This window comes from Microcoleus sp. A2-C3 (genome assembly GCF_036706065.1).
GTDB lineage: Bacteria > Cyanobacteriota > Cyanobacteriia > Cyanobacteriales > Microcoleaceae > Microcoleus.
In genome coordinates, this window is the sequence record NZ_JAUBVX010000015.1 from 53,695 (window position 1) to 68,558 (window position 14,864).

The 14,864-nt window shown below is 44.8% G+C and carries 17 protein-coding genes; 6 read left to right on the plus strand and 11 right to left on the minus strand.

The features are described 5' to 3' along the window. Positions 1 to 181 precede the first annotated feature (181 nt). Complete coding sequence (locus tag QUB66_RS10975) at positions 182 to 1,393, plus strand: M20 family metallopeptidase (protein WP_265233779.1); 1,212 nt, start codon at positions 182 to 184, stop codon at positions 1,391 to 1,393. A gap of 195 nt (positions 1,394 to 1,588) precedes the next feature. Here QUB66_RS10975 and QUB66_RS10980 read toward each other — a convergent pair whose 3' ends face one another. After that, positions 1,589 to 2,905 (minus strand): glycoside hydrolase family 10 protein, encoded by a 1,317-nt coding sequence (locus tag QUB66_RS10980; protein ID WP_332967654.1) that lies wholly within the window; start codon positions 2,903 to 2,905, stop codon positions 1,589 to 1,591. A gap of 332 nt (positions 2,906 to 3,237) precedes the next feature. Between QUB66_RS10980 and QUB66_RS10985 the strand changes: the two genes are divergently transcribed. From QUB66_RS10985 to QUB66_RS10995, 3 genes are all read left to right on the plus strand, one after another. Further along, a complete protein-coding gene (locus QUB66_RS10985) occupies positions 3,238 to 4,449 on the plus strand; it encodes an FAD-dependent oxidoreductase (protein WP_442923290.1) in 1,212 nt (403 codons plus the stop codon). A gap of 146 nt (positions 4,450 to 4,595) precedes the next feature. Next, on the plus strand, positions 4,596 to 5,255 hold the full coding sequence (locus QUB66_RS10990) for a DUF2834 domain-containing protein (protein ID WP_332967651.1): 660 nt from the start codon (positions 4,596 to 4,598) through the stop codon (positions 5,253 to 5,255). A 263-nt stretch (positions 5,256 to 5,518) separates the two neighbouring features. Further along, positions 5,519 to 6,247 (plus strand): gamma-glutamyl-gamma-aminobutyrate hydrolase family protein, encoded by a 729-nt coding sequence (locus QUB66_RS10995; protein WP_332967649.1) that lies wholly within the window; start codon positions 5,519 to 5,521, stop codon positions 6,245 to 6,247. A gap of 6 nt (positions 6,248 to 6,253) precedes the next feature. Here QUB66_RS10995 and QUB66_RS11000 read toward each other — a convergent pair whose 3' ends face one another. From QUB66_RS11000 to QUB66_RS11045, 10 genes are all read right to left on the minus strand, one after another. Then, on the minus strand, positions 6,254 to 6,715 hold the full coding sequence (locus tag QUB66_RS11000; RefSeq protein ID WP_332967647.1) for an SRPBCC family protein: 462 nt from the start codon (positions 6,713 to 6,715) through the stop codon (positions 6,254 to 6,256). Between the two features lie 13 nt (positions 6,716 to 6,728). Beyond that, positions 6,729 to 7,079 (minus strand): helix-turn-helix domain-containing transcriptional regulator, encoded by a 351-nt coding sequence (locus QUB66_RS11005; RefSeq protein WP_332967645.1) that lies wholly within the window; start codon positions 7,077 to 7,079, stop codon positions 6,729 to 6,731. Continuing rightward, the gene (locus QUB66_RS11010) at positions 7,072 to 7,413 is read right to left on the minus strand and encodes a type II toxin-antitoxin system RelE/ParE family toxin (protein ID WP_332967644.1); all 342 of its coding nucleotides are present in this window, start codon (positions 7,411 to 7,413) and stop codon (positions 7,072 to 7,074) included. Before QUB66_RS11010 ends, QUB66_RS11005 begins: the two co-directional genes overlap by 8 nt. Before the next feature lie 40 nt (positions 7,414 to 7,453). Beyond that, a complete protein-coding gene (locus tag QUB66_RS11015) occupies positions 7,454 to 7,807 on the minus strand; it encodes a helix-turn-helix domain-containing transcriptional regulator (RefSeq protein WP_332967642.1) in 354 nt (117 codons plus the stop codon). Between the two features lie 4 nt (positions 7,808 to 7,811). Then, complete coding sequence (locus QUB66_RS11020) at positions 7,812 to 8,144, minus strand: type II toxin-antitoxin system RelE/ParE family toxin (RefSeq protein ID WP_265233786.1); 333 nt, start codon at positions 8,142 to 8,144, stop codon at positions 7,812 to 7,814. A gap of 69 nt (positions 8,145 to 8,213) precedes the next feature. Next, positions 8,214 to 8,522, minus strand: coding sequence for a helix-turn-helix domain-containing transcriptional regulator (locus QUB66_RS11025; RefSeq protein WP_332967640.1), 309 nt, complete (start codon positions 8,520 to 8,522; stop codon positions 8,214 to 8,216). Positions 8,523 to 8,733: 211 nt separating this feature from the next. Beyond that, positions 8,734 to 10,371, minus strand: coding sequence for a B12-binding domain-containing radical SAM protein (locus tag QUB66_RS11030; protein WP_265233788.1), 1,638 nt, complete (start codon positions 10,369 to 10,371; stop codon positions 8,734 to 8,736). 207 nt (positions 10,372 to 10,578) lie between these two features. Continuing rightward, positions 10,579 to 11,088 (minus strand): signal peptidase II, encoded by a 510-nt coding sequence (lspA, locus tag QUB66_RS11035; protein WP_265233789.1) that lies wholly within the window; start codon positions 11,086 to 11,088, stop codon positions 10,579 to 10,581. 164 nt (positions 11,089 to 11,252) lie between these two features. Next, positions 11,253 to 11,831: a biotin transporter BioY gene (locus QUB66_RS11040; RefSeq protein WP_265233889.1), complete on the minus strand. Its 579-nt coding sequence runs from the start codon at positions 11,829 to 11,831 to the stop codon at positions 11,253 to 11,255. Positions 11,832 to 12,070: 239 nt separating this feature from the next. Beyond that, positions 12,071 to 12,235 (minus strand): hypothetical protein, encoded by a 165-nt coding sequence (locus tag QUB66_RS11045; protein ID WP_265233790.1) that lies wholly within the window; start codon positions 12,233 to 12,235, stop codon positions 12,071 to 12,073. A gap of 175 nt (positions 12,236 to 12,410) precedes the next feature. Here QUB66_RS11045 and pstS point away from each other — a divergent pair, with 175 nt between their 5' ends. Both pstS and pstC read left to right on the plus strand, forming a co-directional pair. Beyond that, positions 12,411 to 13,577, plus strand: coding sequence for a phosphate ABC transporter substrate-binding protein PstS (pstS, locus tag QUB66_RS11050; protein ID WP_332967639.1), 1,167 nt, complete (start codon positions 12,411 to 12,413; stop codon positions 13,575 to 13,577). A 323-nt stretch (positions 13,578 to 13,900) separates the two neighbouring features. Next, the gene (pstC, locus tag QUB66_RS11055) at positions 13,901 to 14,857 is read left to right on the plus strand and encodes a phosphate ABC transporter permease subunit PstC (protein ID WP_332967637.1); all 957 of its coding nucleotides are present in this window, start codon (positions 13,901 to 13,903) and stop codon (positions 14,855 to 14,857) included. Positions 14,858 to 14,864: the final 7 nt, after the last annotated feature.

Sequence of the window (14,864 nt, forward strand, 5' to 3'; positions counted from 1 at the left end):
GTACTCTGCGCCCTCTGCGGTTCATCCAAAAAAAATCTCCGGCACAACTCAAATAGGATTGACATAGCATTTATATTTGATTTTTGAATAAGATTTTTTTAACCGCAGAGAACACAGAGAGCGCAGAGGAAGAAAAGAGAGAGTTTTACAAGTTGTTCATAATTTAAAAAGGAGAAAAAACATGGTTTCTACTTTACCGAATTTAACTGATGTCGATTTATCTCAGTTGCGGCTGGAGATTAGAAATTTGCAGCCTCAGTTAGTCGAATGGCGGCGCCGCTTACACCAAAAACCGGAGTTGAGTTTTGACGAGAATTTAACGGCGCAGTTTGTCTCCCAAAAGTTGCAGGAATGGGGAATAGAACATCAAACTAATATTGCTAAAACTGGTGTTGTGGCAACGATAGACAGCGGCAAACCGGGGCGGGTTTTGGCAATTCGGGCTGATATGGATGCTTTGCCGATTCAAGAGGAAAATGAGGTGGATTATCGATCGCAGCATGATGGTATTATGCACGCTTGCGGCCATGACGGTCATATTGCGATCGCCCTTGGGACAGCCTATTATCTAGCAAAGCATAAACACAGTTTTTCGGGTCAAGTAAAATTCATCTTTCAGCCCGCCGAAGAAGGCCCAGGTGGCGCAAAACCGATGATTGAAGCCGGAGTTTTGCAGAATCCTGATGTTGATGCGATCGTCGGCTTGCATTTGTGGAACAATCTACCTTTAGGCACTGTAGGTGTCCGTAGTGGCGCGCTGATGGCGGCTGTAGAAGTTTTTGACTGCACGATTTTTGGTAAAGGTGGGCATGGTGGAATGCCACATCAGACTGTAGATGCGATCGTAGTTACAGCCCAAATTGTCAGCGCCCTACAGTCAATTGTCGCACGGAACATTAACCCGATCGACTCAGCGGTAGTCACAGTCGGCAAATTCCACGCAGGCCACACCCACAACGTCATCGCCGACACCGCCCAAATCGGTGGCACAGTGCGCTATTTCAATCCCACATATCGAGGTTATTTCTCTCAGCGCATCGAGCAAGTAATTGCCGGAATTTGTCAGAGTCACGGCGCAACTTACAAACTCGATTATTGCGCCCTTTACCCGCCAGTCATCAACGATTCGAGCATGGCTGACTTAGTACGCAGCGTAGCCGAATCGGTTGTAGAAACTCCTGCGGGAATCGTGCCGGAATGTCAAACAATGGGCGGCGAGGATATGTCGTTCTTTTTGCAAGAAGTCCCCGGTTGCTATTTCTTTTTGGGTTCTGCAAATCCAGAGAAAAACTTGGCTTACCCGCACCATCACCCGCGTTTTGATTTTGATGAAACTGCGCTGGGGATGGGTGTAGAAATGTTTGTACGATGCGTGGAAACTTTTTGCGGTTAGCCTTGATTTGTAGGTGCACAATGCGCACCAGTTAAGCTTGTAGGGTGCGCAATGCGCACCGGTTGACTCAGTTTCAGCGTTTTGATTTTGAGATCAAACTATGGTTTGTTAGTTACAAACTCAACCGGTGCGCAGTGCACACCCTACAAATTATGGTTTGTGAGGTACAAACTCAACCGGTGCGCAGTGCACACCCTACTTCTTTGATGTGGTTGGTGAGGGCAAAGGTGCGGGGGTTTTAGTAGGTTGTTGTTGCTTATTTTTAGGATCTGGTTTGGGTGCTGGTGGCGGAGGGAAAGTCGCTGCACGTCTGGGTGATTGTAGCGCTGTACGGAATGCAGAATATGGGAAGAAAGCACTGAAATGAGAAAGTCTATCGCCAATTGATTCGGGCGCATCTTCCCACAAGCTTTCGTAGTAGAAGAAAGCCGCACCTAAGCCGTATTCTTGAACTGCCAGCACCTGAGATTTGATTTGCTCAATCGCTACTGGGCGATTTCTTAAACCTGTCATAATCCCAACTCCGGTGGGAATTTTTTGCTGTGCTTCTTGCATTTCTGGACGGTTAATTTTGTCCACAAATGATTCTAAATTGGGACGATAAACTTGCACAATTAGTTCGTCGGCAATATCCAAACGCACCCAAGCCAGCCAATCTTGGAGGTGATGTTTGTAAGCAAATTCGTAGTAATTGGGAGAAATCGAGAAAATTGCCTTGGGTTTTTCTGCTTTGACGGCTTGATTTAGTTGCGACATAAAAGCCGTAATTTTATTGGCTCGCCACTTCAGCCATGCTGCATCTTGAGAATCTGTTGGAGGTGTTTTTTTGGTTTCTTTGGTATACAAAGCAACTGTGTATTCGTCATAGCCAAATTCTGACGGCAAACTCATGTGATCGTCGAATTGGATGCCGTCAGCGTTGTATTGTGTGGTGATTTCTAGTACAAGTTCGGTAATAAATTTCTGCACTTCTGGATGAAACGGATTGAGCCAAACTACTTCGCCACCCGCACCGTTTGATGTTTGGCTACCGTCTTGTTTTTGGGTTAGCCAATCGGGATTGTTTAATGCTAATTCTGAGGTGGGAGGAGTCATGAAACCAAACTCAAACCAAGGAATTACTAGCAAGCCTTGGCGGTGAGCTTGACTGATTAAATCTTCGAGCATATCTTGTCCATCTAACCCTCTGTAAACAAAGGGTTGAATGTCTCTTTGCTGGGCGACTGGGCTGGGATACATTGCATAGCCAGAGTTCCAAACTACGGGATAAATTGTGTTGAAATTTAACCGCTTTAGTTGGCTGACAGCATCTCCTACTTTTCGCCTATCTCTGAGGATGTCTTTGTCGTTTGTCGTCATCCAAACTCCGCGAATTTCCTGGCGGGGTTGCTGGCCGATCGCCGGAATCACGTTATTCACCAGCAATACTACAATGAATGAGATGGCAAACAGTAGTGGTAACAGGCTTTTAATCGATCGCAGCCAACTGCGAGGAATAATCCGTAATGTCATAGTTGTGAATGGTGAGTTAGCTATCAAACGCACCCCGGCATAATTTGGTGATAAAATTTGCTCGCTCTACAGTCTACAGCTATTTGTGCTGAATGTGCGATCGCAACTCGACCAAGTATCATCCGTAATCCAGAGGGTAAGTGAGAGTATGATGTCAACGTGCTGGGGCAATGATTAATTACGCGCTGCCAGCTCTCCTGACCGGACAGTGCTGCCCAATCCATGCGAGTGTTGTACAATATCGGGGAAAAGAATATCTCGATCGAACATCTGTAATTGTGAAAGATTTAGTCTTAATTGGCGGCGGTCACAGTCATGCTATTGTATTAAAAATGTTCGGCATGAAACCTCTGCCGGGAGTGCGTTTGACTCTGATCAGCGATGTCCTGTACGCCCCTTATTCGGGGATGCTGCCGGGGCACGTTGCTGGCTTTTACGATTATGATGAATGTCACATCGATTTGCGATCGCTCGCGGAATTTGCTGGATGTCACATATTGGTCGATCGGGCGATCGCGATCGACTGTAGCAAAAATCAAGTTATTTGTCAAACTCGTCCTCCGGTTGATTTTGACTTGCTGTCTGTGGATATCGGCAGCACTCCCGCGACTCTATCGGTGTCAGGTGCCGCAGAATATGCCATTCCAGCTAAACCCGTACCGGAGTTTTTAGCTAGCTGGAATCAGTTACTAGAATCGAGACAAAATCATCCCGAAAAACCTCTGCGGATTGCCATTGTCGGTGGCGGTGCAGGCGGCGTAGAATTAGCATTGAATATGCAATCTCGTCTGGCGAAGGAAGAAGGGTTCGGCAACGGATGTAACGGATGGATTTTCAATGAGAGAGGACAGTTTAAGCAGGAAGATGGATTAGAAATTCACTTGTTTCATAGCGGTGCTGAATTGATGCCGGGACATAACTATAGAGTACGTCATCGCCTCAAAGAAATTATGATTAGTCGTGACATTAAAGTACATTTAATGGAAAAAGTCTGTGCCATAGAAAACCAAGAAATGATTGAAATAGCATCCAATACCCAATACCCAATGCCCAATGCCCAATGCCCAATGCCCAATGTCCAAATCTGTTGTGAATCTGGTTTAGAATTAAAGTGCGATCGCATTTTTTGGGTGACACAAGCATCCGCCGCCCATTGGATCGGGGAATCCGGTTTAGCGATCGACTCCAAGGGGTTTATGCAAGTCAACGATTACCTGCAATCCGTCTCTCACCCCAACGTATTTGGGGCAGGAGACATCGCTACGATGGTTAATTATCCCCGTCCCAAGGCAGGCGTGTTTGCGGTGCGTCAGGGCAAACCGCTGTTTGAAAATTTGCAGAATTTTTTATTGCAAAAACCGCTGAAACCGTTTGTACCGCAGGAAAAATATTTAGCTTTAATTGGTACTGGGAATAAAAGGGCGATCGCATCTCGCGGCTCTTTCATGTGGGAATCACCGCTACTATGGTACTGGAAAGATTGGATCGATCGCCAATTCATGCAAAAATTTAGCAATCTGCCAAAAAGCAGCGATAGCCAATAGCAATACATTCAGATATAATCTGCTCTTTTCTTTTCTTTTCTTCTCTTCCTCAGTGTCCTCTGCGCCCTCTGCGGTTAACAAAAAAATCCGCCATCAAAAAACATTTAAAATTGCTATACTAATATCAGAATTAAACAAAAGTAACTATGCTCAGAAAAATTGGATTTTGGCTGCTTTGGATTGCATTCAGCACCTACGCCTTTGTATTCGCACCACCCGACAGCCCAGAAACCATCACACTAATTACCAATCTTTCCACAGGAAAAATAGCAGACATCAACCCTTTAATTGTAGCCTTATTCAACATTATGGGAGTCTGGCCACTCATCTACAGTTGCGTCTTATTTGCCGACGGCAGAGGGCAGAAAATACCTGCATGGATTTTTGCCACTTTATCCTTTGGCGTGGGCGCCTTTGCCTTACTGCCTTATCTAGCCCTGCGCGAACCTAATCCAGAATTTTCCGGCACTAAAAATGTCTTCTTAAAAATATTAGATTCCCGTTTTACTGGGATTCTCCTCACATTAGGCGCTGCTGCGTTAGTTGCCTTTGGCTTGACAAAAGGCGATTGGTCTGATTTTTTTCAGCAGTGGCAAACTAGCCGCTTTATCCATGTCATGAGTTTAGATTTTTGTATGCTTTCCCTGGTATTTCCTGCTTTGTTAGCAGACGATATGGCGCGCCGAGGAATGCAGAACTCTACAGCATTTTGGGCAGTAACATTAGTACCACTCTTCGGGCCATTGGCTTATCTGTGCACGCGCCAACCGCTGCTGGAAACTAATCCTAAAACTGTTACAAATTAGACAGCAGTTCAGGCAATGCTTAGTTTAATCTAGGAATCAATCACAAGTAATTATATAAAAAACAGGCAAAATGGCGGTTCCACAATCAGTAAATTTTCTGGTAGCATGGGCTTCTAGCCCGTGCAATAAACAGGCAAGATGCCTGTTCCACAATCAGTAAATTTTCTGGTAGCATGGGCTTCTAGCCCGTGCAATAAAAACTTATTGATAATACTAGAATATCCGAGAACCAATGTAAATAATTATCTCCCACTCTCGAACAAATGAAAAAACATCCCATCGTTGGCATTACAACTTACAACCGCAGTCCAGCAGGCGAATATTGCTTAAATGGAGCTTATATTGATGCAGTGCAGACGGCAGGTGGCATTCCGATTTTACTGCCGCCCAATCAATTAAATCCAGCTAGTATTTTTGATGCCGTAGATGGTTTGATTTTTTCAGGTGGTGGAGATATCAACCCAGAACATTATGGCGGTTTGCTCGATCGCACAGTTTATTCAGTTAATGCAGAACGCGACAATTTTGAGTTAAACTTAGCTAGGCTAGCTTTGAAGGCGGACATACCTGTGTTGGGGATTTGCCGGGGAATGCAACTGCTGAATGTAGCCAGCGGTGGTAATTTGGTGATTCACGTACCCGATGCTTACGGAGATCAGGTGACTCACGGCACCGGAATTCCCCCTTGTGCGATCGAGCATATCATTAAAATCGATCCAGACAGTCGGTTAGCAAAAATCATGGGAACAACAGCAACAACAGTTGTTTCTTGGCATCATCAAGCTGTACAGGATGTGACACCTGATTGGCAAATTGTAGCGCGAGCACCCGACGGTTTAGTGGAAGCAATGGAGTACAAATATCATCCTTGGATGGTAGCAGTTCAGTGGCATCCAGAACGATCGACAAAAAGTCTCGCACACTGCGGAATCTTTCGGGCTTTCGTCGAAGCAGCCACTTCAAAGTTTATAAATTATACTAAATCAGCCTGAAAATTGTCAGCCATTGTTGGGATATTTTTCGCACTCTCTTTTTGTAACTTCATGGCGGTAGCGAAACATATCTGTTAACCGCATTTCCACCCACCAACCTAACAACAAATCGACAATTGGGCCGCCCGGTATCGAAAATGCGATCGCATCTGTCAATCGGGTATGGCCATTTTCTGTAGTAAACTCGTGTCGGTGAGTCCAACGTGCCATCGGCCCCTCAGTTTGTTCATCAACAAACAAGCGATATTGTTCGCACTCAGTGTGAGTCGCCACCCATTTTACAGGAATCGGCCCCAATAACAGGCGAAATTCTGATACAGCACCCACATCAAGTCCCCCTTCACGGCGAATGATTTTCACCGGTTGCCAAGGCGGTGTCAAAAGTTGGAGAATGTTCGGCCTTTCGTGAAAGTTCCAGACTGCTTCAACGGTAGCATCAATCAGCGACGAATATTTAAAATTGGGCATTTTTTGAATATTGCTAAACAGTTAATTCCGCTGGAATTTCATCATTTACAGTATTATCCTCCGTATCCATACAAACAGCAACTGTTAGTTTCAATCCCAAAGTATTCAGCCAAGTTCCCAGATTATAAATCGCATCACTTCCTCGCTGCGACAGCAATTCATCCAGTTTTTTTAAGTGCAATTCATATTGTTCAGGAGTCATTTTTGGTTGACCCAAAGCTTCTGCTACATTGCTGAGTACCATTTTGAGCAGTTCTGCTTCGGGGTTTTCTTCTTCAAAAAAAGCCTCTAGATACATAGCAGAGTCTGTTGGGTTTTTGAGAGACTGTATTAGAAACGGATGGTAAGGTAAATTTTTAGGCATTATCTTCACTCCTATAATCTGTCCAGTATTCTTTAGCTTGGCGTATGTCTCGGTCTTGAGTGCTTTTATCCCCGCCTATTAAAAGCAGGATAATTGTTGTGCTTACTTGTCCGAAATAGATTCGGTATCCAGGGCCATAATCTATTTTTAATTCATAGACTCCCTCTCCAACAAATCGATAATCTCCAAGATTGCCGAGTAGAACTCTGTCTAGTCTCAGCTTAATTCTAGCTTTAGCTTTGCCATCTCGGAGAAAATTAAACCATTCCTCAAAAGGGACTTTGTTATCTGGCGTAGTATAACGCTGAATTTCTCTCGGTTCGACTTCTGGCATGATTTTATTATAGTATGTCGCTCCTCATTTTATCGCTTTGCTAAACAGTTAATTCTGCTGAAATTTGAGCATTTGCAGTATTATCCTCTGTATCAGTACAAACAGCAACAGTTAGTTTCAATCCCAAAGCATTCAGCCAAGTTCCCAGATTATAAATCGTATCGCTTCCTTGCTGCGAAAGCAATTCATCCAGTTTTTTTAAGTGCAATTCATATTCTTCTGGAGTCATTTTTGGTTGGCTTATAGCTTCTGCTACATCGGTAAGTGCCCGCTTCAGCAGTTCAGGTTCCGGATCTATTTCCTCTATAGTCGCGGTTATATAGGCTGCTGACAATGCCAGATTTTTTCTCAGAGATTCAATTAAAAACGGATGATCCGGGATACTTTTAACCATTGTTTTAACTCCTATTGTAATTAGTCCAGTATTCTATTGCTTGGCGGATATCTCGGTCTTGAGTGCTTTTATCTCCTCCGCACAGAAGAAGTACAATTGTTGTTCCTACTTGCCCAAAATAGATTCTGAAACCAGGGCCATAGTCTATTCTGAGTTCACAAACTCCTTCTCCAACTGAACGATAGTCTCCGAAATTGCCAGAAATAACTCGGTTTAGCCTAGATCTAATCTTGGCTTTAGTATTCGTATCTTTGAACGAATCAAACCACTCAGCGAAAGGTACTCTGCCCTCTGATGTGACATAACGCTGAATTTCCCTGGGGTGAACTTCGGGCATAATTATATTATAGTTGGGTTAGACAGTTAATTGCGATCGCGCTTCAACATTTATAGTATTATCCTCTGTCTAAGTACAAACAGCAACAGTTAATTTCAACCCCAAAGCATTCAGCCAATTTCCCAGATTATAGATTGTATCACTTCCTTGCTGCGATAGCAATTCTTCCAGCTTTTTCAAGTGCAATTCATATTCTTCAGGAGTCATTTTGGGTAAACCCAAAGCTTCGGCTACATCACCAAGAGCAAGTCTGATTAATGCTTGATCAGGTTCTTCGCCTTCATCTAATTCAAAATGAGTTTCGAGATATACTGCCGCAAAACTGTGGTCTTTTAGTCGCGCCATCAAAAAGTCATGATACGGTAAACTTTTAGGCATTTTTTAAATCCTATTGTAAGTCCAGAAGACCGGGCGGTTAAAAACCGCGTCTCTACAAACAAAACCCGGATGGTGCGCGGGTTGAATACCGCGCGGTTAATTAAAATTACGTTATTTTATTCAGTCCGCGCACCATCCGGACATCGTTTGTGTAGACGCGGTTTCAACCGCCGTCTGTTCTTCGTTTGTGTAGACTTTCGCATCCTCTTTCCTAACTCGTCAACTGCAAATCCTCCGTCTTAAAATGAGTCATCGCCTCAGCCAAATGCTTCTTCAAAGTCGCCTCCGGTAGCGGCCCTTTCAAATGACTCCAAGGCAAAACCTGATTTAATTCCCACTCTTGAAAAACATAAAAATCCATCTCCGGTAACTGTCCCCGCAACTCCTTAAAAGCTCGCCGATAACTGCCCAAAGTATCGCCGTAATGGCGCACTAATTCCAACAGCCGAGACAACCTGCGATCGCCCTTTGACAACAGACCCTGAATCACAGACCAGTTATAGCTTTCAGGTCTAAATTCTAACCCTAGCTTCCGCATTTCTTTATCTAAAAACTTCAGCCTCTTCTCCGCATCTTTATCCACACCAAACCACTGAAAAGGAGTGTGAGATTTCGGCACAAAAGTGCTGCATCCCAGAGTCAATCGCAAACCAGGAACAGCTTTTCTAATCGCCTTCATCATCGCCACCGTCTCCTCCAAATCCTCCATCTCTTCACCAGGAATTCCCGCCATCCCGTAAAGTTTAATCCCCTTTAATCCCCCCGCCTTAGCATTGATAGCAGCTTGGATAATTTCATCATTAGTGAGTTTTTTATTGACAATCTTACGGAGGCGCTCGCTACCGCTTTCCACCGCAATAGTCACAGATTTACTATCTCTGTTTGTCAAAATTTGCGCCAATTTAACTGTCACCGTATTCGTCCGCACCGAAGAAAGACTAAGCCGCACACCGTCGTATTTCGGATGATTCAAATGCTCCAACAACTGTTCAAATTCCGGGTGTTGAGTCACAGAAGCACCCAACAAACCCAAACGATTAGTCACAGCTAAACCGCGATCGATCGCCGGAATTAGCGAATCCTCCAAACTCGCAGTTCTAAATGGTAAAGTTAGATAACTTGCTAAACAGAAACGGCACATTTCTGGACAACTGCGAACCACTTCCACCATGTAAATATTTTCCCAAGCCGCCTTTTCTGTCACCACAGTCGAAGCAGATAAAGTATTGCCGCGATAAGTCTGTTTTTCAACCATACTGGGAATTTCCGAATCCACAGGCTGAATCGATTTAATCCCCTGAGTCGCATCCAGATAAGTTACTTCGTACAAACTGGGAACGTACACTCCCGGAACTTGGGCTAAATGACGCAATTTAGTTTGTCTGTCGGCGCTACGAACTTCTTTACAAGCATCAATAAAATTGTCAATCAGATTTTCGCCATCTCCCAGCAAAATCACATCAAAGAAATCTGCAAAAGGTTCAGGATTAGCAGTAAATACCGGACCACCACCGAATACAATTGGATGATTATCAGTTCTTTTTGATGACCAAATCGGAATGTCTAAAGATTCCAATAAATTGAGAATATTTACATAGTCTAGTTCCCAAGAAAGCGAAAATCCCAATAATTCTGGATGTCGGGGAAGTTGTTCGCGGATATCAGTAAATAAACGGCTGACTTCAATATCCGATCGCACAGCCAAAGTAGCCCACACAATCTGATAGCCGAGACTGGTGATACCAACCGTGTACTCGTTGGGAAATGCAAAAATAGTCGGGATAGCATCAGCATCGGGGGTTGCTGGGGCAAATAGCAGGCGTTCTTGGGCAAATGGATTAGGAGTCACAGGCAAGCAAGTTTAGTGTTAACAATAAGTCTGTTCATGTATCATTTTAAGCCATTACCGAAGTTATTGTAGCGTGCTGCTTCGAGCAGAATGTTTGAATCGCAAACTAAAAATCTCCCTCTGATGAACCCTACGGCTAGTTAGCTAACACTTATTAAATCGGTTACATCCGCTACACAATCCGTTGCGGAACTTCCTGCTTCCAAGTTACTCTGAAATAGAATCGCGATCATCTCGGTTTTTCGATGGTGGCGGTGCACCGTGAAAAGTTGCAATCAGCAAACAGATAATCCCAGCATTAATAAACACATCTGCCAGATTAAATACCGGGAACCGAATTATCCTAAAATCGATAAAATCCACAACATGACCCAACACAAATCGATCGATCCCGTTCCCCAGTGCGCCACCCAAAATCAAACCGTAGCCAGCTTGTTCCCAGCGATTAATTCGCGGGCCGAACCAAGCTAGAATCATCAATCCCACACTCACACCCAAAGACAGCCACCGCAACCAAATCGCCCCATTGCTAAACAAACTAAAAGCTGCACCGGTATTAACAACATAGGTGAAGTGAAATATCCCAGGTAACAGTGGCTGAGTCTGCGGGGGAACTGTCAAGTCAAAATTTTGCACCACCCAAAACTTAGTCAAGTGGTCTAAAACTAAACTGATAATAGCAGCAACCCAGAATAAGGGATTTCTTTTAAAACGCATGGATTAGGTAGTAAAATATAGGACATCGGGCAGGAAACAAGTTACGCAAATTTCTGAGTCGCAGTGAGATTGCTCACCAATCCGCAAACACAGTATAACCTAATATCATAACTGATGACTAATGACTAATGACTAATGACAACTGACAAATGACAACTGACAAATTAATAAAACATCAAGCGTCGCAAAGTAAATGACAGAAGTGCGATCGCACAAACCACCGCCAATTGCCCCGGCAGGGGATAAACCGAATATTTCAGAATCTCATCGAATAAAGGTGTTTTTTTACCCGGAATCAGCAAGTAACTAAAAATTAGATAAATTAAGCCGATCGCGTGAACGGTAAATAAACCGCACAAACAACTAAAAGCCATCGATTCCAGCCGCGAAGCCACCTTAAAAGCCACCCAGCCACACACCCAAGCACCAGGCACAAAACCCAGCAAATACCCAAAACTCGCTTCTTTGAGATAGCCGATGCCGCCGCCTTGAGCAAAAACTGGCCACAAAGTTAATCCTAATACCAAATAGGCAATTTGTGAGAGCGCCGCAGCATTTTTGCCACCCATGCAGCCTACTAGCAATACTGCTCCAATTTGATAAGTAACACCTAAAGAGTATGCCTGAAGTCCGCGATCGTCCCAAAACCCGATCGGCATTGTGACAGATGCAGGTAAAAAAGTGCCTCCTATCGTCAGGAGTAAACCAATAAAAGCCCAGATTAATTCAATAGGAGCAGGCATTATAGCAGATGTTGAAGTCATTGGTCATTAGTCATTAGTCATTAGTCATTAGTCATTAGTCATTAGTCATTGGTCATTGGTCATTGGTCATTGGTCATTGGTCATTGGTCATCAGGAAGAAGGCAGGAGGCAGAAGGCAAAGAGGAAGAACTCAAGAGGAAGTTGTAACCGACAGTTTATGTTTGTGCAATGCCAGAACGTCCTAACCGTCAGGGCGGTTGCTATATCATCAGCATTTGTCAGATGCAGCCTGGAATGCCCGCAACTTTTAAGTTCTCAATACTAGCACTACTGTCAAAACAACCATCATTGTAGGGTTTTCTGGTTCTCAAACCAGGATGTTGTGATACTTTGATCGTGGGAATTTTTCGCAGCCGGGCGATCGCACCCTTGTTTCCCCACAAATTGATCTTTCACCCATCTGATAAAATCACACTTGTCAAGCTCATCAATGAAGTTAATTTAATCTTGGTTAACATTAGATTAAGATAAAATGTAAATATTTTTAACCTAAGCTTTACTTTCGCGCGATATGCTATGGCGGGACATCCGTATAACGATCGCAAATTTTGTATACCTATGCTTTTTCGTCTCAACTTGATTAATCCGAATCGCGTGACTACCGCAATTTCCGCTATGGCGATCGCCCTCAGCTTAGCAGCTTGTGGCGGCAGCAGCACAACCAGCAGCAGCCCCAGCCCCGGCGACACAGCAGCATCCCCCGTTGCAGCCACAGGCACAGCCGCAAACAGCAAACTCGTCCTAGCCTCAGACGTAGCCATAACCGCAGCAGGCGCCTCATTTCCCGCCCCTCTATATCAGCGTTGGTTTCAAGACTTCAACAAAATCAACCCCAAAGTACAAATTAACTATCAATCAGTAGGTAGTGGGGCCGGAGTCGAACAATTTACCAAAGGCACAGTAGACTTTGGGGCCAGCGACACCGGCATGAAAGACGACGAAATCGCCAAAGTTCCAGCAGACAAAGGCGTGATTTTGCTACCCATGACAGCCGGCAGCATCGTCATCGGCTACAACCTGCCAGAGGTACCCGAACTCAAACTGCCCAGAGACGTTTACACAGAAATCTTCCAAGGTAAAATTACCAAGTGGAACGACCCCAAAATTGCCGCAGCCAATCCAGGCGCTAAATTGCCAGACCAAGCCATCACCGTTGTCCACCGTTCCGACGGTAGCGGTACCACAGCCGTGTTCACCAAACACCTGAGTGCCATCAGCCCCGACTGGAAAACAGCAGTAGGCGAAGGCAAAACAGTACAGTGGCCCGTAGGCGTAGGCGCAAAAGGCAACGAAGGCGTCACCAGCCAACTCCTGCAAACAGCAGGCAGCATCGGCTACATCGAATACGGCTACGCCAAAAACAACAACGTCAAATTTGCATCTTTGCAAAACAAAGCAGGCAGCTTTGTCACACCTACCGACGACTCAGCTTCTAAAGCTCTAGCAACAGTGCCCCTGCCCGAAAATCTGCGAGCATTTATCGAAGACCCCGAAGGCGCTGAATCCTATCCAATTGTCACCTACACTTGGATGCTCGTCCCCAAAAAAGTTGCAGACCCCAACAAAGCCAAAGCCATCGAGGCAATGGTGGAATACGGCTTAACCGAAGGTCAAAAAGTTAGTGCCGAATTGGGCTACGTTCCTCTGCCCCAAAATGTCAGAGAAAAAGTTGCTTTGGCAGCCGACGGCATCAGCCCCGACTACAAGATTGAGATTGGCAAATAGTAATTGAAGGAAGAAGGAAGAAGGAAGACGGAAGAAGGAAGAAGGAAGAAGGAAGAAGGAAAAGAGATATTTCTGTAAGGGCGGGTTTTGCCAGAAATATTTGTTAAAAAGTCAGGGGATTAATCAACCCGCCCTTCTTTTAGATAAGAATCAGTGCATCCGTTGTCAACACCTTGTCTTTTCTTCTCTTCTCTTCCTCCTTGTGGAACAGGCGGGACGCCTGTGTATTTTGATTCCTTCTAGCGCCTGTGTAGTTCTCTACTTCCTTCTAAGTTTTTCCCAAAAATGCGATTTTTCCTTAATATTTTTGAGAATTTTTGTCTATGATTTCAGATAGTAACACCGCTCAACCAGAGAAGCGTTCCCGCTCTCGGATAGAAAAATCCTTAGACCAAGGCTTTATCTGGCTGACTCGGGTTTTGGGAATCGGAGTTGGCGTAATTTTGCTGGTAATTGCGCTCACCGTTGCTTTCAGAGCTTTACCAGCGATTCAACAGTACGGTTTGGGCTTTCTGTTTAGCAGTGATTGGAATCCCGTTAAAGAAGAGTACGGTGCGCTGCCGATGATTTATGGGACGATCGTCAGTTCTGCGATCGCGCTCCTAATTGCAGTACCATTAGGAGTAGGGACTGCCATCTTTTTGAGCGAAGACTTTTTGCCGCTGCCAGTGCGTACAGCTTTAGTTTTTTTAGTAGAACTTTTAGCCGCCATTCCCAGCGTAGTGTATGGTTTGTGGGGAATTGCTGTATTGATCCCCATTATTACCAACATCGGAAAGTTTCTCAACGGTAACTTCGGATGGCTGCCGATTTTTAGCACAGCGCCAGTTGGCCCGGGAATGTTACCCGCCGGAGTAATTTTGGGGATTATGACTTTGCCCATTATTACTGCTATTTCCCGCGACTCTTTAGCCAGTCTCCCGCCCGACTTGCGACAAGCATCTCTGGGTTTGGGAGCAACTCGCTGGACAACAATCTTTAGAGTCCTCGTACCAGCGGCTTTTTCCGGCATTGTCGGCGGAATTATGCTCGGCTTGGGCCGCGCGATGGGAGAAACAATGGCTGCAACGCTGTTAATTGGTAATTCCAATCAGTTAAGTGCTTCTGTGCTAGCTCCTGCAAATACCATTGCTTCTCTGATGGCAAATCAATTTGCCGAAGCTTCTGGATTGCAAGTGGCTGCTCTCATGTACACCGGACTAATTCTGTTTATTATGACTCTGATTGTCAATGTTTTGGCAGAGTGGATTGTTTCTCGAGTCAGAGCTAAGTACAACTAGAAGTTTG

What these genes read in the sequence shown, in the direction of transcription:
- QUB66_RS10975 (WP_265233779.1), top strand. Translation starts at nt 182, where the DNA reads ATGGTTTCTACTTTACCGAATTTAACTGATGTCGATTTATCTCAGTTG.
- QUB66_RS10980 (WP_332967654.1), bottom strand. Translation starts at nt 2,905, where the DNA reads ATGACATTACGGATTATTCCTCGCAGTTGGCTGCGATCGATTAAAAGC.
- QUB66_RS10985 (WP_442923290.1), top strand. Translation starts at nt 3,238, where the DNA reads ATGTTCGGCATGAAACCTCTGCCGGGAGTGCGTTTGACTCTGATCAGC.
- QUB66_RS10990 (WP_332967651.1), top strand. Translation starts at nt 4,596, where the DNA reads ATGCTCAGAAAAATTGGATTTTGGCTGCTTTGGATTGCATTCAGCACC.
- QUB66_RS10995 (WP_332967649.1), top strand. Translation starts at nt 5,519, where the DNA reads ATGAAAAAACATCCCATCGTTGGCATTACAACTTACAACCGCAGTCCA.
- QUB66_RS11000 (WP_332967647.1), bottom strand. Translation starts at nt 6,715, where the DNA reads ATGCCCAATTTTAAATATTCGTCGCTGATTGATGCTACCGTTGAAGCA.
- QUB66_RS11005 (WP_332967645.1), bottom strand. Translation starts at nt 7,079, where the DNA reads ATGCCTAAAAATTTACCTTACCATCCGTTTCTAATACAGTCTCTCAAA.
- QUB66_RS11010 (WP_332967644.1), bottom strand. Translation starts at nt 7,413, where the DNA reads ATGCCAGAAGTCGAACCGAGAGAAATTCAGCGTTATACTACGCCAGAT.
- QUB66_RS11015 (WP_332967642.1), bottom strand. Translation starts at nt 7,807, where the DNA reads ATGGTTAAAAGTATCCCGGATCATCCGTTTTTAATTGAATCTCTGAGA.
- QUB66_RS11020 (WP_265233786.1), bottom strand. Translation starts at nt 8,144, where the DNA reads ATGCCCGAAGTTCACCCCAGGGAAATTCAGCGTTATGTCACATCAGAG.
- QUB66_RS11025 (WP_332967640.1), bottom strand. Translation starts at nt 8,522, where the DNA reads ATGCCTAAAAGTTTACCGTATCATGACTTTTTGATGGCGCGACTAAAA.
- lspA (WP_265233789.1), bottom strand. Translation starts at nt 11,088, where the DNA reads ATGCGTTTTAAAAGAAATCCCTTATTCTGGGTTGCTGCTATTATCAGT.
- QUB66_RS11040 (WP_265233889.1), bottom strand. Translation starts at nt 11,831, where the DNA reads ATGCCTGCTCCTATTGAATTAATCTGGGCTTTTATTGGTTTACTCCTG.
- pstS (WP_332967639.1), top strand. Translation starts at nt 12,411, where the DNA reads ATGCTTTTTCGTCTCAACTTGATTAATCCGAATCGCGTGACTACCGCA.
- pstC (WP_332967637.1), top strand. Translation starts at nt 13,901, where the DNA reads ATGATTTCAGATAGTAACACCGCTCAACCAGAGAAGCGTTCCCGCTCT.